This window comes from Streptomyces sp. NPDC005485, from assembly GCF_040606085.1.
In the GTDB taxonomy this organism is placed as follows: domain Bacteria; phylum Actinomycetota; class Actinomycetes; order Streptomycetales; family Streptomycetaceae; genus Streptomyces.
Map to the genome: position 1 here is coordinate 1 of NZ_JBEXDZ010000114.1, position 20,334 is coordinate 20,334.

18 protein-coding genes are annotated in these 20,334 nt (G+C 71.2%); 4 read left to right on the plus strand and 14 right to left on the minus strand.

What is annotated here, in order from left to right; translation table 11 throughout:
• Positions 1 to 71 precede the first annotated feature (71 nt).
• On the minus strand, positions 72 to 596 hold the full coding sequence (locus tag ABZS97_RS30780; RefSeq protein WP_356142898.1) for an ATP-binding protein: 525 nt from the start codon (positions 594 to 596) through the stop codon (positions 72 to 74).
• Between the two features lie 143 nt (positions 597 to 739).
• On the opposite strand from ABZS97_RS30780, the gene ABZS97_RS30785 reads away from it, so the two are divergent.
• Positions 740 to 3,127: a Tex family protein gene (locus ABZS97_RS30785; protein WP_356142900.1), complete on the plus strand. Its 2,388-nt coding sequence runs from the start codon at positions 740 to 742 to the stop codon at positions 3,125 to 3,127.
• Positions 3,128 to 3,211: 84 nt separating this feature from the next.
• Here the strand turns inward: ABZS97_RS30785 and ABZS97_RS30790 are convergent, their stop codons facing one another.
• Genes ABZS97_RS30790 through ABZS97_RS30800 form a run of 3 tightly spaced genes read right to left on the minus strand, consistent with a single transcriptional unit; the run spans position 3,212 to position 7,187 of the window.
• Positions 3,212 to 4,441 carry a HEAT repeat domain-containing protein gene (locus tag ABZS97_RS30790; RefSeq protein ID WP_356142902.1) on the minus strand — a complete coding sequence of 410 codons (1,230 nt, stop codon included), beginning with the start codon at positions 4,439 to 4,441 and terminating at the stop codon, positions 3,212 to 3,214.
• Positions 4,442 to 4,475: 34 nt separating this feature from the next.
• The gene (locus ABZS97_RS30795) at positions 4,476 to 6,119 is read right to left on the minus strand and encodes an ABC-F family ATP-binding cassette domain-containing protein (protein WP_356142904.1); all 1,644 of its coding nucleotides are present in this window, start codon (positions 6,117 to 6,119) and stop codon (positions 4,476 to 4,478) included.
• Between the two features lie 48 nt (positions 6,120 to 6,167).
• Positions 6,168 to 7,187, minus strand: a complete 1,020-nt coding sequence (locus tag ABZS97_RS30800) for an oxidoreductase (RefSeq protein ID WP_356142905.1) — start codon at positions 7,185 to 7,187, stop codon at positions 6,168 to 6,170.
• A gap of 66 nt (positions 7,188 to 7,253) precedes the next feature.
• Between ABZS97_RS30800 and ABZS97_RS30805 the strand changes: the two genes are divergently transcribed.
• Positions 7,254 to 8,219: an FAD-dependent oxidoreductase gene (locus ABZS97_RS30805; RefSeq protein ID WP_356142906.1), complete on the plus strand. Its 966-nt coding sequence runs from the start codon at positions 7,254 to 7,256 to the stop codon at positions 8,217 to 8,219.
• Positions 8,220 to 8,221: 2 nt separating this feature from the next.
• Here the strand turns inward: ABZS97_RS30805 and ABZS97_RS30810 are convergent, their stop codons facing one another.
• A complete protein-coding gene (locus ABZS97_RS30810; RefSeq protein ID WP_356142908.1) occupies positions 8,222 to 9,502 on the minus strand; it encodes a M14 family metallocarboxypeptidase in 1,281 nt (426 codons plus the stop codon).
• A complete protein-coding gene (locus ABZS97_RS30815) occupies positions 9,502 to 11,457 on the minus strand; it encodes a Xaa-Pro dipeptidyl-peptidase (protein ID WP_356142910.1) in 1,956 nt (651 codons plus the stop codon). The genes ABZS97_RS30810 and ABZS97_RS30815 overlap by 1 nt, the downstream gene beginning before the upstream one ends.
• 183 nt (positions 11,458 to 11,640) lie before the next feature.
• Between ABZS97_RS30815 and ABZS97_RS30820 the strand changes: the two genes are divergently transcribed.
• On the plus strand, positions 11,641 to 13,131 hold the full coding sequence (locus tag ABZS97_RS30820) for a M1 family metallopeptidase (RefSeq protein ID WP_356142912.1): 1,491 nt from the start codon (positions 11,641 to 11,643) through the stop codon (positions 13,129 to 13,131).
• Between the two features lie 84 nt (positions 13,132 to 13,215).
• On the opposite strand, the gene ABZS97_RS30825 is transcribed toward ABZS97_RS30820, so the two are convergent.
• The 4 genes from ABZS97_RS30825 to ABZS97_RS30840 all read right to left on the minus strand — a co-directional run bounded on the left by ABZS97_RS30825 (position 13,216) and on the right by ABZS97_RS30840 (position 16,426).
• Positions 13,216 to 13,635: a hypothetical protein gene (locus ABZS97_RS30825; protein WP_356142914.1), complete on the minus strand. Its 420-nt coding sequence runs from the start codon at positions 13,633 to 13,635 to the stop codon at positions 13,216 to 13,218.
• A gap of 114 nt (positions 13,636 to 13,749) precedes the next feature.
• On the minus strand, positions 13,750 to 14,229 hold the full coding sequence (locus ABZS97_RS30830; RefSeq protein ID WP_356142916.1) for a macro domain-containing protein: 480 nt from the start codon (positions 14,227 to 14,229) through the stop codon (positions 13,750 to 13,752).
• Between the two features lie 60 nt (positions 14,230 to 14,289).
• Positions 14,290 to 14,430: a hypothetical protein gene (locus ABZS97_RS30835; protein ID WP_356142951.1), complete on the minus strand. Its 141-nt coding sequence runs from the start codon at positions 14,428 to 14,430 to the stop codon at positions 14,290 to 14,292.
• 247 nt (positions 14,431 to 14,677) lie between these two features.
• Positions 14,678 to 16,426, minus strand: coding sequence for an AMP-dependent synthetase/ligase (locus ABZS97_RS30840; RefSeq protein ID WP_356142918.1), 1,749 nt, complete (start codon positions 16,424 to 16,426; stop codon positions 14,678 to 14,680).
• 139 nt (positions 16,427 to 16,565) lie between these two features.
• Between ABZS97_RS30840 and ABZS97_RS30845 the strand changes: the two genes are divergently transcribed.
• Positions 16,566 to 17,264 carry a MerR family transcriptional regulator gene (locus ABZS97_RS30845; RefSeq protein ID WP_356142920.1) on the plus strand — a complete coding sequence of 233 codons (699 nt, stop codon included), beginning with the start codon at positions 16,566 to 16,568 and terminating at the stop codon, positions 17,262 to 17,264.
• A gap of 31 nt (positions 17,265 to 17,295) precedes the next feature.
• On the opposite strand, the gene ABZS97_RS30850 is transcribed toward ABZS97_RS30845, so the two are convergent.
• The 4 genes from ABZS97_RS30850 to ABZS97_RS30865 all read right to left on the minus strand — a co-directional run bounded on the left by ABZS97_RS30850 (position 17,296) and on the right by ABZS97_RS30865 (position 20,293).
• Positions 17,296 to 18,066, minus strand: coding sequence for a hypothetical protein (locus tag ABZS97_RS30850; RefSeq protein ID WP_356142921.1), 771 nt, complete (start codon positions 18,064 to 18,066; stop codon positions 17,296 to 17,298).
• Positions 18,067 to 18,201: 135 nt separating this feature from the next.
• Positions 18,202 to 18,432: a 4-oxalocrotonate tautomerase family protein gene (locus ABZS97_RS30855; protein ID WP_356142923.1), complete on the minus strand. Its 231-nt coding sequence runs from the start codon at positions 18,430 to 18,432 to the stop codon at positions 18,202 to 18,204.
• 146 nt (positions 18,433 to 18,578) lie between these two features.
• A complete protein-coding gene (locus ABZS97_RS30860; RefSeq protein ID WP_356142925.1) occupies positions 18,579 to 19,484 on the minus strand; it encodes an SDR family NAD(P)-dependent oxidoreductase in 906 nt (301 codons plus the stop codon).
• Positions 19,485 to 19,540: 56 nt separating this feature from the next.
• On the minus strand, positions 19,541 to 20,293 hold the full coding sequence (locus ABZS97_RS30865; RefSeq protein WP_356142927.1) for an SDR family oxidoreductase: 753 nt from the start codon (positions 20,291 to 20,293) through the stop codon (positions 19,541 to 19,543).
• Positions 20,294 to 20,334 lie beyond the last annotated feature (41 nt).

A 20,334-nucleotide genomic window follows, 5' to 3' on the forward strand; every position in this document is an offset into this window, starting at 1 on the left:
GCCGGAGCCGGGCGTGTCGGCGCGCCCGGCTCCCCGTATGTCCGGCCCCGGCCGCGACCGGCCGGCGGACCTCAGCTCCTGACGGCCTCGGCGATCTGCCGGGCGGCCTCGGCGGGTGTGAGGTGTGTGGTGTCGACGACCTCGGCCTCGCCGTGCAGCCAGGTGCGGGCCGCCTCGGCGTAGGGCTCCAGGTATTTGAGACGGAACGGGGAGTCGGGGCCGAGAACGGTGTCGCCCGCGATGCGCCCGCGGAGGGTGTCCTGGTCGGCGTGGAGGACGAAGTGCCGTACCGGAATGGCATGGTGGGCCAGACCCGTGCTGATCTCACGCCAGTACTCCTCGACCAGGACGGTCATGGGCATCACCAGAGTGCCGCCGGTGTAGTCGAGTACCCGGCGGGCGGTCTCGACCACGAGCTGCCGCCACGGCGGCCAGTGCTGGAAGTTGTCCGTCCCGGGCAGCCCCGGTGTGATGTCCATGAGCGTCTCGCCGACCTTCTCGGCGTCGAACACCCGTGAATCCGGGATCAGCCGCTGCACGAGTGGACCGGTCGTCGTCTTGCCTGCGCCGTGGGTGCCGTTGAGCCATACGATCATGGGACTTGACGCTAGCGCTGCGCGGGCCGCGGGAACGGGCACAGCGGAAATCCGCGACGGCCGGGCCCCGCCCTGATCCCCCGTTGTCGGCGCCACCTGCCACAATTGCCGCGCAACCCCAGTGGAGAAGGCGGTACGGGATCGTGACGACACCCCTCGTAGGGTCCATCGAAGGCAGGATCGCCGAAGAACTCGGCGTACGGGAGCGGCAGGTCAAGGCGGCCGTCGACTTGCTCGACGGCGGTTCGACGGTGCCCTTCATCGCCCGCTACCGCAAGGAAGCGACGGAGATGCTCGACGATGCGCAGCTGCGCACCCTCGAAGAGCGGCTGCGCTATCTGCGGGAGCTGGAGGAGCGGCGTACGGCGATCCTCGATTCGGTACGCGAGCAGGGCAAGCTCAGCGACGAGCTGGAGGCGCGGATCCGGGGTGCCGAGACGAAGGCACGCCTGGAGGACATCTATCTGCCGTTCAAGCCGAAGCGGCGCACCAAGGCGCAGATCGCACGCGAGGCGGGTCTGGAGCCGCTGGCCGAGGGCCTGCTGGGCGACCCGTCGATCGATCCGCTCGCCGCGGCCACGGCCTTCGTCGACGCCGACAAGGGAGTGGCCGATCCGCAGGCCGCCCTCGACGGCGCGCGGGCGATCCTCACCGAGCGGTTCTCGGAGGACGCCGACCTGATCGGCGAGCTGCGTGAGCGCATGTGGGTGCGCGGCCGCCTGGCCGCCAAGGTGCGGGAGGGCAAGGAGGAGGCGGGCGCCAAGTTCGCCGACTACTTCGACTTCGCCGAGCCGTTCACGGACCTGCCCTCGCACCGCGTCCTCGCGATGCTGCGCGGCGAGAAGGAGGAGGTCCTCGACCTCGTCCTGGAGCCGGAGGAACCCTCCGAGCAGCCCGGCCCTTCCTCGTACGAGGGAATCGTCGCGCACCGCTTCGGGATCGCCGAGCGCGGCCGCCCGGGCGACAAGTGGCTCACGGACACGGTCCGCTGGGCCTGGCGGACCCGCCTCCTCGTGCACCTCGGGATCGATGTGCGGCTGCGGCTGCGGACGGGAGCCGAGGACGAGGCGGTGAACGTGTTCGCGGCGAACCTGCGCGACCTGCTGCTCGCCGCCCCGGCGGGCACGCGCGCGACGCTGGGCCTGGACCCCGGGTTCCGTACGGGCGTGAAGGTCGCCGTCGTCGACGCGACCGGCAAGGTCGTCGCCACCGACGTCATCCACCCCCATGTCCCGGCCAACAAGTGGGACGAGGCCATCGCGAAGCTCGCCCGGCTCGCCAAGGAGCACGCGGTCGAGCTGGTCGCCATCGGCAACGGCACGGCGTCCCGCGAGACCGACAAGCTCGCCGGTGAACTCATCACCAAGCACCCGGAGTTGAGCCTCACCAAGGTCATGGTCTCCGAGGCGGGGGCGTCCGTGTACTCGGCGTCCGCGTTCGCCTCGCAGGAACTGCCCGACATGGACGTGTCGCTGCGCGGCGCCGTGTCCATCGCCCGGCGCCTGCAGGACCCGCTGGCCGAGCTGGTGAAGATCGATCCGAAGTCGATCGGCGTCGGGCAGTACCAGCACGACCTGTCCGAGGTGAAGCTGTCGCGGTCGCTTGACGCGGTGGTCGAGGACTGTGTGAACGGGGTGGGGGTGGACGTGAACACCGCGTCCGCGCCGCTGCTCTCCCGTGTCTCGGGCATCACCTCCGGGCTCGCCGAGAACATCGTGGCGCACCGCGACGCGAACGGGCCGTTCGCCTCCCGCACGGCCCTCAAGAAGGTCGCCCGGCTCGGGCCGAAGGCGTACGAGCAGTGCGCGGGCTTCCTGCGGATCCGCGGCGGGGACGACCCGCTGGACGCGTCCAGCGTGCACCCCGAGGCGTACCCCGTGGTCCGGCGCATGGTGAAGACCGCCGGGAACGAGGTCGCTTCGCTGGTCGGCAACACGGCGGTGCTGCGTTCGCTGCGGCCGGACGACTTCGTGGACGAGACGTTCGGTCTGCCGACCGTGACCGACATCCTGAAGGAGCTGGAGAAGCCCGGACGCGACCCCCGGCCCGCCTTCAAGACCGCCACCTTCAAGGAAGGCGTGGAGAAGCTCTCCGACCTTGCCTCCGGGATGGTGCTGGAAGGCGTCGTCACCAACGTGGCCGCCTTCGGTGCCTTCGTGGACATCGGCGTCCACCAGGACGGGCTCGTCCATGTCTCCGCCATGTCCAAGACGTTCGTCAAGGATCCGCGGGACGTCGTGAAGCCGGGTGACATCGTCAAGGTGAAGGTGCTCGACGTCGACATCCCGCGCAAGCGGGTGTCGCTGACGCTGCGGCTGGACGACGAGGCGGCACCGCAGGCTCAGCAGGACGGTGGGCGGCGTCCCCAGCGCGGCGGGCGGCCGCCGCAGCAGCGCGGGCAGCAGCCGGCGCGCCAAGGGCGTGGCGGTGGTGGTGGCGGTGCACGTCAGGCGGCGCCGCCTGCCAACAGTGCGATGGCGGACGCTCTGCGCCGGGCCGGGCTGACCGACCCGAAGCGGGGCCGGGGCTGACGTTCCGGTCCTCGCCCCGGGTGCCCCGGTGACCGGGCGCCCAGGGCGAGGCCGGCCTCGAAAAAGCCCCTGGCTGTCGGGTGTCTAGGGCGTGCGGCGCTGGTGGTGCCACGCGTCGTACAGCAGCCAGAAGTACGGGGAATCCTCGCCTATTCCGGCGTAGTCGCGGAGCACTTCGTCGCCGCGGGGGTCGTCGCGCAGCACGAGGCGGGTCGCCGCCGTGACGCGTACGGCTTCGTCCTCGTCGTCGAGGCGGGCGGCGAGGGCGTCCGAGGGAGCCGGAAGGTTCGCGGGGGCTTCGGCGAGGGTGAGGCAGGCGGCCCGGCGTACGTCGGCGACGGCGTCCCGGGTGCGGGCCAGCACGACGGTCAGGGAACCGGAGTCCCCCGCGGCGACCTGCTCGGCCAGGCCGTGGACGGCGCGTTCACGGACCCTGCCGTCGTCGTGAGCGGCCAGCGCCCGGAGTGGGTCGACGCGTCGGGGATCCGTGGTGTCGGCCAGTCCCGCGGTGAGCACCCGCAGCACGCGCGGGTCGGTCTCCTCTTCTGCCCGGACGAGGAACAGGTCGACGAGCGGGCCCTCGAAGCGCGAGTCCTCGCTCTCGTCGAACAGGTTGGTCACCCGGAGCACCTCCGCGCCGAAGCACCGCTCCCGCGGATCGGGGCGGGCGCACAGGGCTGCCGCTGCCTGCCACACCTGGGGATCGTGGCGCTCCTGGAGGACGCCGGTCGTGGTCCACCACACGACATGGTCGACATCGGCTTCGGCCAGGGCGCGGGCGAGCAGGTCCCCGAAGGACGGCCTGACGCCGTACTTGGGCTCCAGGAAGGTGAGGATGGCGGCATGTCCGGTGCGGACGGTGAGCTCGCCGAGGGTGATCTCCTCGCGGGTGCAGCCGTCCTCGTCACGGATCGCCGTACGGCGGACGGGTCCCGTCAGTCCCGTTCTGCGGCGGAGTTCGAGCGCCGCACCTGTCTCGTGCCAGTACCGGGCCAGTGCCAGGGCGTCACGGCCCTCGGCGTCCTTGGCCCACAGGTGCGCGCCCTTGGCGATCAGGACGACCGTGCTGTCGTAGTCACCGCGGTCGACGGCGCGCAGCAGCGGTGGGCGGCCGTCGGGGGCGGTCCGGTCGAGCCGGGCGCACCAGGCCAGCTCCTCGACGACCGCGGTGTCGAAGGTGTCGACGGCCAGGCAGAGCGCGGGCGTGCCGTGCTCGTCGACGGCGTCGGGATCGGCGCCCGCCTCCAGCGCGGCCTTCACCCCCGCCGCGTTCCCGCCGCGTACCGCTGCCACGAGTCGCGCATCCGGCGTCACCCGGCCTCCCCCTCCCCTGCTTCGGCCGCCCGCTCTACACCGTCTCCGTCACCTTGCCGTCGGCGACTTCCAGGCGGCGTGTCGTGTGGACGGCGTCGAGCATCCGGCGGTCGTGCGTGACCAGCAGCAGCGTGCCTTCGTAGGAGTCGAGGGCCGACTCCAGCTGCTCGATGGCCGGGAGGTCGAGGTGGTTGGTCGGCTCGTCGAGGACGAGGAGGTTCACGCCTCGGCCCTGGAGCAGCGCCAGGGCGGCGCGGGTGCGCTCGCCCGGGGAGAGCGTCACCGCGGAGCGCAGGACGTGGTCCGCCTTGAGGCCGAACTTGGCCAGCAGGGTGCGGACCTCGGCGGGCTCGGTCTCGGGCACCGCCGCGCAGAACGCGTCCAGCAGCGATTCGGAGCCGTGGAAGAGCTTGCGGGCCTGGTCGACCTCGCCGACCACGACGCCGGAGCCGAGCGTCGCGTGCCCTGCGTCCAACGGGATGCGGCCGAGCAGCGCGCCCAGCAGTGTCGACTTGCCCGCACCGTTGGCGCCGGTGACGGCGACCCGGTCCGCCCAGTCGATCTGCAGCGTCGCCGGGCCGAAGGCGAAGTCGCCGCGGCGCACCTCGGCGTCGCGCAGGGTGGCGACGACCGAGCCGGATCGCGGCGCCGCCGCGATCTCCATGCGCAGCTCCCACTCCTTGCGGGGTTCCTCCACGACATCGAGGCGCTCGATCATGCGCTGGGTCTGCCGGGCCTTCGCGGCCTGCTTCTCGCTGGCCTCGCTGCGGAACTTGCGCCCGATCTTGTCGTTGTCGTTGTTCGCCTTGCGCCGGGCGTTCTTGACGCCCTTGTCCATCCAGGAGCGCTGCATCTGGGCGCGGCCTTCGAGGGCGGAGCGCTTGTCGGCGTACTCCTCGAAGTCCTCGCGGGCGTGCCGGCGGGCCACGTCCCGCTCCTCCAGGTAGGCCTCGTACCCGCCGCCGTACAGGGTGATCTCCTGCTGTGCCAGGTCGAGTTCGAGGACCTTGGTGACCGTGCGGGTGAGGAACTCGCGGTCGTGGCTGACGACGACGGTGCCCGCCCGCAGGCCGCTCACGAAGCGTTCGAGGCGTTCCAGGCCGTCCAGGTCCAGGTCGTTGGTCGGCTCGTCGAGCAGGAAGACGTCGTAGCGGGACAGCAGCAGGGAGGCCAGGCCCGCGCGGGCTGCCTGGCCGCCGGAAAGGGCGGTCATCGGCTGGTCCAGGTCCACCGCGAGGCCGAGGGAGTCGGCGACCTCCTCCGCCCGCTCGTCGAGGTCGGCGCCGCCGAGGTCGAGCCACCGCTCCAAGCTGGTCGCGTACGCGTCATCGGCGCCCGGCGCCCCGTCGACGAGCCCCTGTGTGGCCTCGTCCATCACGCGCTGGGCCTCGGCCACGCCGGTACGGCGGGCCAGGAAGTCGCGGACCGTCTCGCCCTCCCGCCGCTCCGGCTCCTGTGGCAGATGCCCCACCGTCGCGCTGGGCGGGGACAGCCGCAGCTCCCCCTCCTCCGGGGTGAGGAGCCCGGCGAGCAGGCGCAGCAGGGTGGACTTGCCCGCGCCGTTGGCACCGACGAGCCCGATCACGTCACCGGGCGCGACGACGAGGTCGAGCCCGGAGAAGAGCGAGCGGTCGCCGTGTCCGGCGGCGAGGTTCTTGGCGACGAGAGTGGCAGTCATCAGGAGGCCGATCCTAACGGCCCCGCCGTCCGGGTCGCGCCCGGGTTTTCAGTGCGCCATCGCCTCCACCAGCACACTCCCCGACGTGCGGGCGACCAGGAAGGACTCCCCCTTCACGGCTCCGGCGTCTAGGGCGACGCGGTGCCGGCCCGCGTCCAGGACTCCGTCGAAGACCTCGTGCGCGTGGGTGCGGCGCAGGCGGTCCAGCCGGTAGGCGGTCACCCGGACCCGGCAGGTCGAGGTCACCTCTATGCCGGCCTCGCCGTCGGCGGCGACCAGGCGGGTCAGGCGGCGCTGCTCCGTCGCACTGCGGTCCAGGGCGTGCTCGATCTGCGCGACCAGGAGCGGAATGATCGGGGCGAGACCCTCGACGTAGGCGACGTCGACGCCTGCGCGCGCGAAGGAGTCGCGTACGGCGGCACGTTCCTGCTCGGCCACGGCGCGGCCGAAGGCGACGGCGCCGTACGCGCGCAGTTCGTCGGCGGGCACGCCGGACGCGTCGTGGGTGATGTCGGCGCCGATGCCGATGGTGCGCAGGGCGGCGGCGAGCTTGGCGAGGACGGCGACGCGCGCGCCGATCAGCAGGACGCGGCGGCGTGCCCCGGAGTCGCCGTCGAGCAGGGAGGAGAGCGCGCTGCGGTATTCGGCACCGCGGAAGCGGAACGGCCCTATGCCGTGATAGCCGTTGAGCTCCAGGTCGGCGTGCTCATCGGTCTGCCAGGCGAAGTCGCGCCATACGTAGTCGTCGCCGGCCTTTTCGATGGCGGCGGTGACGGCCCCGCATTCGAGGCTCTGGCATTCGGGGCAGCCGTAGATGACGTACCGGCCGCCGTCGAGCGGTGCCTCGGCCTCCAGGAGGAGGCTGCGCACCTGTGCGGTGAAGATGGCGGGCGGCACGTCGGAGGCGAGCGGGGACACCGCGTCGAGGTCGGAGAGCTGGAACAGCAGCGGGCGGCCGTCGACGATGAAGTCCACGAAATCCCGGTGCACTTGGTAGTCACCGTTGGCGAGGACTCCACCGGCACGCATCGCCGGTGCCAGGCCGAAGGTCGCGTACTCGGCAGACATGCTGTGAGTATTCCCGCACGGGGAGTGATATGAGCACGGCATGACATATTCCGCTAACGTCCCGGCGTGGACAGAGCGCGAAGCGGTGATGTGATCGTGGTCGGCGGCGGCGTCATAGGCCTCACGACTGCCGTCGTCCTGGCCGAGGCGGGCAGGCGCGTACGGGTGTGGGCGTGCGACCCCGTCGGGCGGACCACCTCGGCGGTTGCGGGCGGACTGTGGTGGCCGTACCGCATCGAACCGGAGGCGCTCGTCGGCGCCTGGTCGCTGCGCTCGTTCGCCGTGTACGAGGAGTTGGCGGCGCGGCCCGACGAGACGGGCGTACGCATGGTCGAGGGCGTACAGGGCGAGACACGGCTGGACGACCTGGGCGCGTGGGCCGCGCATGTGCCGGGGCTGCGGGCGGCGACCGCGGACGAGTACGCCGGGACCGGGCTGTGGGCGCGGCTGCCGTTGATCGACATGCCGGTGTACCTGAGGTGGCTGCAGGAGCGGCTGGTCGCGGCGGGCGGGACGGTCGAGGAGCGGGTCGTGCGCGATCTCGGCGAGGCGGGCGCCGAGGCGCCGGCGGTGGTCAACTGCACGGGGCTCGGCGCCCGGGATCTCGTGCCGGACCGGGCGGTGCGTCCGGTGCGCGGGCAGCTGGTCGTGGTCGAGAACCCGGGCATCCGCACCTGGCTGACGTCCGTGGACCACACCGCGGCGAAGAGCACGTACTTCATGCCGCAGCCGGGCGGGCTGATCCTGGGCGGCACGGCCGACGAGGACGACTGGTCGCTGACGCCCGACCCGAGGGTGGCCGAGGAGATCGTCAGGCGGTGCGCGGCGGTGCGGCCGGAGATCGCCGGGGCGCGCGTGCTCGACCACCGGGTGGGTCTGCGTCCGGTGCGCACGGCGGTGCGCCTGGAGCGTGAAGTGCTGCCCGGCGGGCGGGTGTTGGTGCACAACTACGGGCACGGCGGTGCGGGTGTGACGGTGGCGTGGGGCTGCGCGCGGGAGGCGGCCGAGCTGGTGGGCCCGGCCGCCTCCTGAGCTCAGCAGTCGGTGTCGGGCTCCCCCGCCACGAGGTGGTAGGGCGCGCGTCCGTCGAGGAGCAGCGGGACGAGGGCGCGCGAGGACTGCCTCAGCGGTACGAGGACGCCGTCGCCGTCGCGTCTCATGTGCACGCCGTGCAGGGCGAGTTCGTCCCGCACATCCGTGTACTGGTCCGCCGTGAGCCGGTAGCCGCAGGGCGGGTCCTGGAGCACCTCGGAGGGTTCGGCGGGGTCGTTGTCGGCGCCGCCGAGGTAGACCGGGCCGCTGTCCCGGTACCCCGCGAGCCGGGCCACCCCGGTCGCCGCCGCGAGCTTTCGGCCCCGTTGCTTCGTGAAGTCGAACAGGCCGCCGATTGCGGCGAGTTGGGAGTGGACACGGCGCCGGTGGTTCAGGGCGGGGTCCGCCTTCTCGGCGTCCGTGAGCGGATCGACGCGGCTCTCGATGAGCAGCCCGGCAGCATGCTTGATGCCCGACATGTTGCGCAGGATGCGCTCCTGCCCGTCCCCGGCGGTCTGCTTGATCGGGTCGCCGGTGACGGGGTCGGTCCAGATGCCGTACGTGCCCGTCGAGTACCCGGCGTCCTGGGCGGCAGGACGCACGTACTCCTGCGACAGGGTCCGCGCCTCGTCGTGCACGGCCTCGTCGGTGTTGAGGTTGCGCGGCCAGAGGTCGAAGAGGTCCTTGTCGTAGTAGGGAGGTGTGGCGCCGTACTCGTGCAGGTCGTAGACGACGTCAGGCGCCCGGTCGCGCAGGACTCCGGCCATGGCGCGGGCCTCGGCCGTCCTCAGTGCGAGGTGGTCGCGGTTGATGTCGACACCGTCACTGTTCTCGCGGGTGTCGGCGGCCCGGCCGTCGGGGTTGGCGGTGGGTACGACGAGGAGGGTGGTGTCCGCGAGAATCCGCCGGGTCCGCGCGTCCTTCGCGAAGGCCAGATCGCGGATGGTGGTGAGACAGGCCTCGCGGCCGGAGGGTTCGTCGCCGTGCTGGCTGCAGACGAGGAGGACGGTGGTGGTGCGGGGTCCGCCCTGGATGCGGGCCAGGCGGAGCGGGCGGCCCTGTTGCGTGGTGCCGATGCGCGACACGGCGACCCGTTCGCTCGCCTTGTCGACGGCCGCCAGGAAGTCCTGCTCCTCGGACTGGCTGGTCCAGCGCGCGCCGTCGCTCTGCTCGAATCCGGTGCGCGGCGGGGTCTGCGTCGCGTAGGCGGGCACGGTCAGCAGGGGCGCGGCCAAGGCCGTGGCGGAGACCGCCACGGCCAGGGCACGGATGCCTCGGGACATCACAGACCCGGGACGCGATGGACGGTGCGCGGCGCGCCGACACCGTCGAGGACGGTGGCGCTCGGCGCGACGGAGCCCGCACCGGTCGCGTGCTCGAAGGCCTTGGCGCCGCCGACCAGCGGGACGCGGGCCGAGGTGCGGGCCAGGTCGAGCGTGAGGGTCGGCGTGGTCGACGGCGGATCGATGAGGTCCTTGTCGGTGCCCGCGACGATCAGCGCCAGGCGGTGGCCCTTGGGGACGACGTGGTCGGTGGCGGCCAGGTCGAGCGTGATCGTGTACGGCTTGCCCGGGGTGAGCGGGACGCCCTTCAGGTCGGAGGCGTAGTTGCCGAGGTCGGCCCAGCCGCGGCTGAAGACGGTGTAGTCGACGGCCGCGGTCTTCGCCTTTGTCACCTTGAAGCAGGAGCTGTCGCCCGTGGTGCTCGAGCCCCAGCAGGTGCGGTCGGTGAGGGTGCTGATGCCCTCGCCGGCGGCGTTGTAGTCGCGGATGGTGTCCGGGCCGAGGTCGACCAGGACCGCGGAGAGGTGGGCGGTCGCGGTGGTGGGCGTCGCGGTGACGGTCACCTTGGAGGAGCCCGACAGGCGCACATCGTGGGTGAGCGGTCCGGTGGTGAACCCGGCCTTGTCCGGGGTGGACCGGCCGATGTTCGCGGCCCAGTCGGTCTCGCTCAGCTGCGGGTTGTCGGTGAAGGTCTCCGTTCCGGAGCCGGTCCTCAGGCCGAGGGTGCCGACGCCCGCCTGAGCGCCCCGGCCGGGGCGGAGCTTCACGGTGTCGGTGCTGCGGGGCGGCCAGACGGCGGACGTGGCCCACTGGTCGGGGTGGCGCTCGATGTCGGCCATGGGCTGCTTGTCGATGCCGTTGTCATAGCCGAGAAGTTCATGGTCGAACCAGCGGTGCAGGGTGTCGACCCAGGCCCCGCGTCGGAAGTCGAAGGGGTCGACGTGGCCGGTCTGCGACAGCCAGATCTTGCGGTCGACGCCCTTCTTGCCGAGGGCGTTCCACCACTGGCCGAGGTGCTTGGTGCGGACGTTGAGGTCCTGCATGCCGTGGACGAGGAAGACGCTGGCGGTGACCTTGCTCGCGTCCTTCACGTAGTCCCGCTCGGTCCACAGCGACGTCCAGTCGCCGGTGCGCGGCGCCTGGTCGACGAGTTTCTGCTGTACGGCGGCGCACTTGGCGCGGGCGTCGGGGCTGTCGACGTAGTCGGAGAGGGCGTCGGGGCCGGAGTCGTAGAGCGGGGCGCCCTTGGCGAAGTAGTAGTCGTACCAGGAGGAGATGGCGCTGATCGGGACGATGGTCCTGAGACCCTTGACCCCGGTGGCGGCGACGCCGTTGGCGATCGTGCCGTCCCAGCTCTTGCCGATCATTCCGGTCTTGCCGTTGGTCCAGCTCGCCTTGGCGGTCGCGGTGCCCGTGCGCGTGGTGTACGCCTTGGCGCGGCCGTTCAGCCAGTCGACGACGGCCTTCGCGGACTGGATGTCGGAGCGGCCGCCGACGTCCACGCAGCCGTCGGAGCGGTTGGTGCCGGCCAGGTCGACGCCGACGAAGGCGTAGCCGCGGGGCACGAAGTAGTTGTCGTAGAACAGCGGCATCTGGACGACGTTGCCGTCGGCGTCGTACGTCTTCAGCTGGCCCTCGTTGCCGCGGCCGCAGCAGGAGTAGTAGGGGCTCGCGTCCATGATCACGGGGATCTTGCGGTGCTGCTGGGCGGGTTCGCGGGGCCTGACGATGTCGACGGCGACACGGTCGGCCTTCCCGTCCTTGTCGCCGTCGAGTCCGGTGTCCACCCAGACGGCCTCGCGGATCGCGTTCGCGTACGAGTAGACGGGTGTGCTCTCCCGGGGGGCGCCGTGTGCGGCGGCCGGGGTGAGGAAGGCGGCCATCAGGGCGGCTGTGGCCGCCGTCGCGAGCGATCTCCAGGTCGTGAAGCGCATGCGGCGCGCAGGTATCGACATGCGCGGACGGTACTCCGGTCAACTCCTGGACAACAGGGGGCAGATGAAGACACGCCCCGGGGTGCAGTCGCTCATGTCGGCCGAATGGCGATCGTGTGACAGGAGCGGCCATGGACACGACCGGGGCCACAGGGACTGAATAGGCTGCGAACAGACTTCGTGCCCCTACGACTTGGAGATTCCGTGCACCGCAGACTCATCGCCCCGGGCGCACTCGCGGCCTCCCTGCTGCTGGCGATCCCGGCATCGGCCGCAAGTTACTCCCCCGGGGCGCCGGGCATCGGCGACCCCTACTACCCGGCCTACGGCAACGGCGGATACGACGTCTCGCACTACGACCTGCGACTGAAGTACCAGCCGCAGACCGACGAACTGGAGGGCACGGCCACCCTGTCGGCCAGGACCACCCAGGATCTGTCCCGCTTCGATCTGGACTTCCTGCTCGATGTCAGCGAGGTGCGGGTCAACGGCGCGAAGGCGACGTTCGCCACCTCGGGCCAGCACGAGCTGGAGATCACTCCGGCGAAGCCGCTGCCCAAGGACACCGCGATCACCGTCGTCGTCCGCTACAGCGGGGTGCCGTCCACGAAGAGCGCGTACGGCTTCAACACCTGGCACCGCACCCCTGACGGTGCGATCGCGGCGGACGAGCCCGAGGCGGCGTGGTGGTGGTACCCGAGCAACGACCACCCGAGCGACAAGGCCACCTACGACGTCTCGGTGGCCGTGCCGGACGGCACCCAGGCGATCTCCAACGGCCTGCTGCAGTCGACGAGTTCGAAGCTCGGCTGGACCCGCTACAACTGGCGGTCCAACAAGCCCCAGGCCACGTACCTCACCACGCTCGCTGTCGGCAAATTCGACATCACGACGGGGACGTCGGACAGCGGCATCCCGGTCATCAACGCCTACAGCAAGGATCTCGGCGACAACGACGGGGCGGCGCGGGCGAGCGTCGAGCGCACCGGCGAGCTCGTCGACTGGCTGAGCGGGTACTTCGGCCCGTACCCCTTCAACTCGGTGGGCGGGTACGTCCCGAACACGACCACCGGGTACGCGCTGGAGACCCAGACCCGGGTGTACTACAGCCCGAAGCAGTTCGCGAACGGCTCCAACACCTCGGTGGTCGTGCACGAGTTGGCCCACCAGTGGTACGGCGACGACGTGTCGCTCAAGGGCTGGAAGGACATCTGGATCAACGAGGGCTTCGCGCGCTACGCCCAGTGGCTGTGGTCCGAGCACGAGGACGAGGGCACGGCGCAGGAGCTCGCGGACTACGTGTACGCCTCCCACCCGGCCGACGACGCGTTCTGGACCGTGAAGCCCGGTGACCCGGGGCCGGACAACCAGTTCGACATCGCCGTGTACGACCGGGGCGCGCTCGCCGTCCAGGCGCTGCGCAACGAGGTCGGGGACGACGCGTTCTTCGCCATCCTGAAGGGGTGGCCGAAGGAGCACGCGTACGGCAACGCATCGGTCGGCGACTTCCAGGCGTACGCCGAGAAGGTGTCCGGGAAGTCGCTCGGCGCGCTCTTCGGCACCTGGCTCTTCCAGCCGTCGAAGCCGGCCGCACCCGCGGCGCAGGGCGCTTCCATCGCGCGCTCGAAGTCGGTGCCCGCGCAGCCCAGGTCGTGGAAGAAGATCGCGGCCACGAACTCCGCGCACGCCGGTTGATCACTTGAGCGGCGGCTGATCAGAACCGCGACCGAACCCCCGGTCCTCGACCGGGGGTTCTGCGCGCTCGCCGCCGATCCGGCGTCAGTTGGCGTGCTCCGCGGACGCGGCGACCGGCTCGCCCACGATGCGGCTCGCCAGTGCCGAGGCCAGTTCCGGGACGGACCTGTGGAGTGCGGCCTCGGTGGCCGTGCGTTCGGACTCGACGGCGGCCCGGCCCCGGACCAGGATCTCCGCGCGGTCGCGCTGCCCGCGTGCGCGAGCTTCGGCTATCAGGGCGTTGCCCTGTTCCATGGCCTGCTGACGGGTGCGGGCGGCGTCGTGGCGCGCCTCGGCCAGTACGGCCTCGGCATGCGCCCGGAAGGCATCGCCCTCGCCGCGGCACTTCTCGACATCGGCCCAGCTGAGGGCCTCGCGACGCTCGGCAAGAACCTGGTTGATCCGGGGCAGCACCCGGGAGACCAACAGGTAGCAGAAGGCGAACAGCGCCAGTGCGAGGAACACGTCCTGAACTTGGGGGTTGAGTGGCCCTACCGGGTAAGGGATGAGATCCATACCGGCGATCTACCCGCTCATAGGTGCATACCAACGCGCATCCGAGCCAGAGTTGGCCGAAAGTCACCCTTCCCGGTCGTACACCGTCACCGATATGCCCCGCCGTACGAGCCGCTCCCCGACAAGCGGCTCGATGCGGGACCACTTGCCGCCCGCCAGGCCGCAGCCGATGCGGGGCATGTGGACGGAGGCGCCGAGTTCGGCCGCGCGGTCGGCGAGCGCGGTCAGCGCCGCGTCGATCGCTTCGTAGCGTACGGGGACGCCCTTGCTGCCCGTCCGGATGCCGCGCTGCCCGACCATGTTGGCCACCCACACATACCGCTCGGCGCGCACCAGTTGGACCGCGCCCAGGCCGAAGTCGTTCGCCGCGCGGCCGCGGTGCCAGGCGCGGTACGCGGCCTCCGGTTCCGGCCAGCGGCGCGACAGGGCCAGCACGAAGCCCTTTCCCCAGCCCCCGATGTCGTTGCAGACGTGAGCGATCACCTTGACGCCCTTGCCCAACGGCACGGTGGCGTCACCCCGGACATACGTGATCTCCGACATGACACCACCGTAGGCGCTGCCACTGACGGTGGCCTTGGGGTTGTTTCGCCGCGCGGGCCGCTACTTCGTGAGGTCCGCCAGTTCCCGGTCCTCGTCGCGCGCGACGCGGCGGCGGACGGCGAACCAGCCGCCGACCAGCAGGGCCGCGATGACCGGGATGAGAAGGAGGGTCTTGCGGCCGACGTCCGGGTCGTTGCCCATCAGGCCCTGGCGTCCTTGCTCACGGGTGGATCCACTCTCTGGTGCGCCCGGCACACGGGGTGCGCGGGTGTCCGAATGCGTCTCGGCCCACGCCGCCCCTGACACGGCACAGACCAAGGCGCCACCTTCCCCCAGGGATCACCCGGCATGCGGTGGCACATGTCACATAGCGGTGCATCTCACATGGTGATCACGGGCTGTACAGCTCACATGGAAGGGGTGTAAGGGCCGTCCTCTGAAGAGGTCGTCAATCGGTGTAGAGCTCGTCGAGCACGCGCGCGTAGCGGTCGCGGATCGCTCGGCGGCGGAGCTTGAGCGAGGGGGTGAGTTCGCCGGTCTGCGGGCTCCATTCCCCGTCGAGGACCCGGTAGCGCTTGATCTGCTCGGGGCGGCTCAGGCGCGCGTTGGCCTGCTCGACGGCCTGGGCGATGCCCTCCCGCAGGGCGGCCGGGTCGGTCGGTGCCGTGGTGTCCGGGACGAGCAGGGCCACCAGGTAGGAACGGCCGTCGCCGTGCACGTAGGCCTGGTCGACGAACGGATGCTCCTTGAGGGTGTTCTCGACGAGCGCGGGCGAGACGTTCTTGCCCGTCGAGGTCACGATCATTTCCTTCTTGCGGTCGGTGAGCCACAGGAAGCCGTCCTCGTCGATCCGGCCGATGTCGCCGGTGGCGAACCAGCCGTCGGCGTCGCGGGCGTCCTCGACCGAACCGTCCGGGCGCAGATAGCCGTCGAAGACGGTCGCGCCGCGCACGAGGATCTCGCCGTCGGCGGCGATGCGCAGTTCCAGGCCGTCGATCGGCCTGCCGACCGAGCCGAGCCGGAAGGCCCCGGGGCTGTTGGTGGTGGCGACCCCGATCGTCTCGGTCAGTCCCCAGGCGTCCATGATCGCGAGACCGAAGCCGGCCCAGAACGCCACCACGTCCTGCGGCATCGGGGCCGACGCGCTCGCCGTCCACACCAGCCGGTCGAACCCTGCGAGGGCGAGGACCGGGTCGAGCACCCGCTCCTTGGCGGTGCGGTACGCGGCCTCCAGCTCGGCGGAGGGATCCTCGCCGCGTTCGCGGCAGGCCACGTGCGCGCGGGCCGTGTCCATCGCGGCCTCGACCGCCCGGCGCCGCTCCTCCGGGAGTGCGGCGAGAGCGGCCCGTACGGCGGCGGCGAGCTTCTCCCACACCCGCGGGACCCCGAAGAACTGCGCGGGACGCAGCTCGCGCGCGAGCGCGCCGACGGCCGTGGGGTCGGGGCACAGGTACACGTGCGAGGCGCGGAACACCGGCAGGTAGATCCCGAGCATGCGTTCGGCGATGTGCGCGAAGGGCAGGTAGCAGAGGTGCTCGACATGGTCGGGGAGTTCGACGAGACGGTCGAGGGCGAGCGCGTCGAGGACGACATTGCGGTGGGTGATCCGTACGCCCTTGGGGTCGCCGGTCGTGCCCGAGGTGTAGACGACCGTGAGCGGATCCGTGGGGCGACTCTCGCGCCAGGCCTTGTCGTCCGGGGCCGCCGCACCCTTCAGGGAGTCGTACGTCCGATGGGGTCCGGCCTGCGCCGGCTCGGCGACGACCAGCTGCTCCAGGGGCACGCCCTCCTGCGCCAACAGGGGTTCCCACAGCTCCCGTTCACGCGTGCCCTCGACGATCGCGAGGCGGGCGCGGCTGTGCCGGGCGATGTGCGCGATCTGCTCGGGGGCGGCTGTGCCGTAGACGGAGACCGGGACGGCGCCCAGGTGAGTGAGCGCGAGGTCGCTGAGCCAGTGCTCGGGGCGGTTGCTCATCATCATGAGGACGTGGTCGCCGCGCCCTGCGCCGAGGTCCGCGTATCCGGCGGCGAGGGCGACGGCCTCGCGGCGCACCTCGCCCCAGGTGAGGGTGGACCAGTTGTCGCCGATGCGCCAGGAGAGCGCGGGGAGGTCTCCGTGGTCCTCGGCGTTGCGCAGCAGCAGGGCGGGGAGGGTGAGTTCGGCGGGGTCTGAGGGAAGTCGCAGGATCGTGGTCATGACCGCCTCCCGGCGCCGTCGGCTGGACGTTCCTACGGTCGTGCCTGGGCCTACCTCGGACGGACGCTTTCACAACACTGGTGAGACAGCAATACTGTTGCACCTGATCGCCGCACCACCGGGAGAGGCAGGGCCTGCCATGACGACGGACACCGAGGAGCCGACGCTCACGGTCGACGAGCTGGCCGCGCGTGCGGGCGTCACGGTCCGTACCGTCCGCTTCTACAGCACCAAGGGCCTGCTGCCGCCGCCGGTGATCGGTCCCCGGCGCGTGGGTCACTACGGGCAGGACCACCTGGCGCGGCTCGCGCTCATCGAGGAACTGCAGCACCAGGGCATGACGCTGGCCGCGATCGAGCGCTACCTGCAGCAGCTGCCGCCCGGTCTGAGCGCCCACGACCTGGCCATCCACCGAGCCGTCGTGGCCTCCTGGGCCCCCGACGCGGCGGAGGAGGTCCCGCGCGACGAACTGGAGCGGCGGGCGGGTCGCCCCCTGGGCGCGGAGGATCTGGACCGGCTCGCCGCGATGAACGTGATCACGCCCACCGGCGACACGTTCCGCGTGGACCCCGGGCTGCTGCGGCTCGGCGTCCAGCTCCTCGACGTACCGATCGCGCCGGAGACGATCCTCGCGGCGCGGAACGTCCTGCTGGAGCATTCCCGCGCCGCGGCCCACGAACTGTCCGGGCTCTTTCGCGAGGAGGTCGCCGAGCGTGACTCGGTCGCGGCGGTCAGGTCGCTGTCGGCCCATATGCAGCCGCTGGTGGTACAGGCACTGCTGACCGCGTTCCAGCGCTCGTTGAAGGAAGAGCTGCGGGAGTGGCTCAAGGAGTCCTGAGCCACTCCCCCACCCTCTGGGGACCCGGCTCTCAGGCGACCTCGACCCCGGCCGCGGACGCGGTGGGCGTCTCGTCGGCCGCGACCTGGCGCAGCCGCTCGGCGTACATCCGCGTGAGACCGGTCAGGGTGCTGGAGGCCCCCGCGCGCGCCGAGTTGGCGTCGGAGCGGTAGTCCAGGATGCCGATGTACGACCCCTGGAGGATCACCGTCTCCTGAGTGTGCGCCTGCGCCGCCGCCTTGTACTGGAAGGTGACACTTCCGGCGTCGTACGTCGGGGCCTTGAGTACCTGGAGCGCGCTGGTGCGGTTGCGGACGTTGCTGTCCCAGGCCCGGAAGGCCTTCGAGGCGGCGCGCGCGTTGCGGTAGACGATGACCTCGAAGCGGGCGGCCTCGCCGCGGTCGGTGCTGCTGTATCCGACGTCGCCGTGCGCCACCGCGTTCCTGCACTTCGCGGACGGTTCCTTGCAGTTGGTCGGCGCCTTGGCCCGGCTGGAGGCGCCCTCCGTGACCGTGCGCAGGGCGGCGGGCATGGTGTCCGCGGCCGGCAGAACGTCCTGGGCGTCCTGGGCTCCGCTCAGCGAACCGCCGCCCGTGGTACCGGTGCCCTTCGAACCGGTACCTGTCGAACCGCCGACGGTGCGACTGCGGGACGTGGACGAACTCCCCCGGTGCTTCTTCTTGTTCTTCTTGCTCTGGCAACCCGTGAGCGCGAGCGACAGGACGAGAACGCCGACTCCGGCCCCTCGCAGCGCCCGTTTGGTGGTGCACCGCACGTACGGCTCCTCCGTTGGCGTGATCATGATCTTCGGCAGCGTAGGGCGTGTGCGTGCGCACGGGCGGTGCCGCCCTGCGCACGCACAACGAATCCTCACAAGAACGCCGAGGCACCTGCCACTTCGGAAGTCGCGAGCCGCCCGCGGTTACGTCATCACGGCCTACTGGTCACGTGCGGCTTCGCCGGACTCGGGCTGCGAATTGGGAAGGATCAGGACGTCGCCGGCGATGCCCCAGCCGCCGTCGGCCACCTCCTCGACGAGGACCATGGTGTTGGGGCGGACGTGGTCGCCGTAGATCTCGGCGTACAGGTCGGTGGTGCGGTGCACGATCTGCTCCTTCTGCTTCGGCGTCAACGAGCCCGCGGGGACCTTGAAGTTGGCGAAAGGCATGTCCGTCTCCTGAATGTTGGTGATGAGGAAGGGGGGTGGAGAAATCGCGGCCGGTACGGCCGTGAGCGGCAGGGTGACAGGAGGCTGCCACCGGTAGGAGAACTGCCGTCGGTCAGAACCGGCTGCCGGTCGGAACCTGCTGCCCGTCAGACACCGCTGCCGCTGGTCAAGAGGTCTTCCAGGCCGACTCGCCGGAAGAATTCGCCCCGGATGCGGTCGGCGACCACGGAGACGACCTCGCTGCCGTCCCGGCTCGGATCCACGTGCACGCGGAACGGGCGCTGCCCGCGAGGCAGTTCGACCACGCGCCGGATCTCGCGGGCCACGTCGGCGACATCGGCGTCCGCCGGAACGAGGTCGGCGAGCCGGGAGTTCACGTCGTCCATCAGGGACTTGTAGCGGGCGTCGTAGTCCGCGGCCCTGCGGGTGTCGGCAGGTGCTCCGGCGTGGGCGAAGTGCTGGGTGCCGGAGGTGAACGCGCCGGGCACGACGATCGAGGTGTCGATCCCGAACCGGATGAGCTCGGCGGCGTAACTCACGGCGAGGGCGTCCATGGCGGCCTTGGCCGCGAAGTAGGGGGCGAGGAAGGGCGGGCAGCCGCCGCGGGTGCTGGACGAGCCGACCCAGACGAGCAGCCCCTCGCCCCGCTCGCGCAGATTCGGCAACGCGGCACGGTTGACGCGCTGGGTCCCCAGGACGTTGGTGTCGTAGACCCCGGCGAGCTGTTCGGGGGTGAACGCCTCGGCCGGGCCGAGCACCATGTGCCCGGCGTTGTGGATGACGACGTCCAGGTGTCCCTGCTCCGTGATGATCCGGTCGATCGCCGCGTCCGCGGACTCCTGCGACAGGACGTCCAGTTCGACCGGGTGGGCCCGGACCTGGTGTGCCGCGGCGAAGGAGGTCAGTTCGGCGGCGGCTGAGGCGTTCCGGGTCCCCACGGCGCGCATCCCGGCGTACACGATGTGTCCTGCGCGGGCCAGTTCCCGCACGGTCAGTGCCCCGAACCCGCTGGAGGCACCGGTCACGACGACGACCTTGCTCTGTTCGGTCATGATGTGTTCCTTCTTCCGGCCGCGGGCCCGGTTTCCCGAGGCCCGTGCGGCGGGTGTCAGATGATGCCGCCGTTGGCGCGCAGGACCTGGCCGTTGACCCAGTGGCCGGACGGTCCGGCGAGGAATCCGACGACAGAGGCGATGTCCTCCGGGGTGCCGAGGCGCTCCAGCGGGGGCTGGGCGGCCAGCCGCGCGATGGTCTCCTCGTCCTTGCCGTCCAGGAACAGTCCGGTCGCCGTGGGGCCGGGGGCGACGGCGTTGACCGAGACGTCCCGGCCGCGCATCTCGCGTGCGAGGACCAGGGTGAGGGCTTCGACGGCTCCCTTGCTCGCCGTGTAGGCGCCGTAGCCGGGGAAGGCCAGTCCGACCACGGACGTGGAGAAGTTGATGACGGCGCCGCCGCTGCGGATCCGGCGGGCGGCCTGCTGGGCGACCACGAACGTGCCGCGGATGTTGGTGCGGTACAGGGAGTCCAGCGCCTCCAGGTCGAGTTCTGCGATGGGTGCGAGGTGCATCCGGCCAGCGGCGTGCACCACGACGTCAACGCCTCCGAAGGTGCGCTCGGCAGTGTCGAACAGGGCTGTCACCTGCTGCTCGTCCGCCACGTCGGCCTGGACGGCCGTCGCCTGCCCGCCGGCCTGCCGGACTTCCGCGACCGCCTCGTCGGCCGCGTCCTTGCGCCCGGCGTAGCCGACGACCACGGCGAAGCCGTCGCCGGCCAGCTGCTGGACGACCGCGCGTCCGATGCCGCGCGAGCCGCCCGTGACGATCGCGACCCGGGGGGTGGGGGTGGGGGTTTCGGATGTCATGACCGGTCTCCAGAATCATCGCTTACCGCTTGATGTAAGCA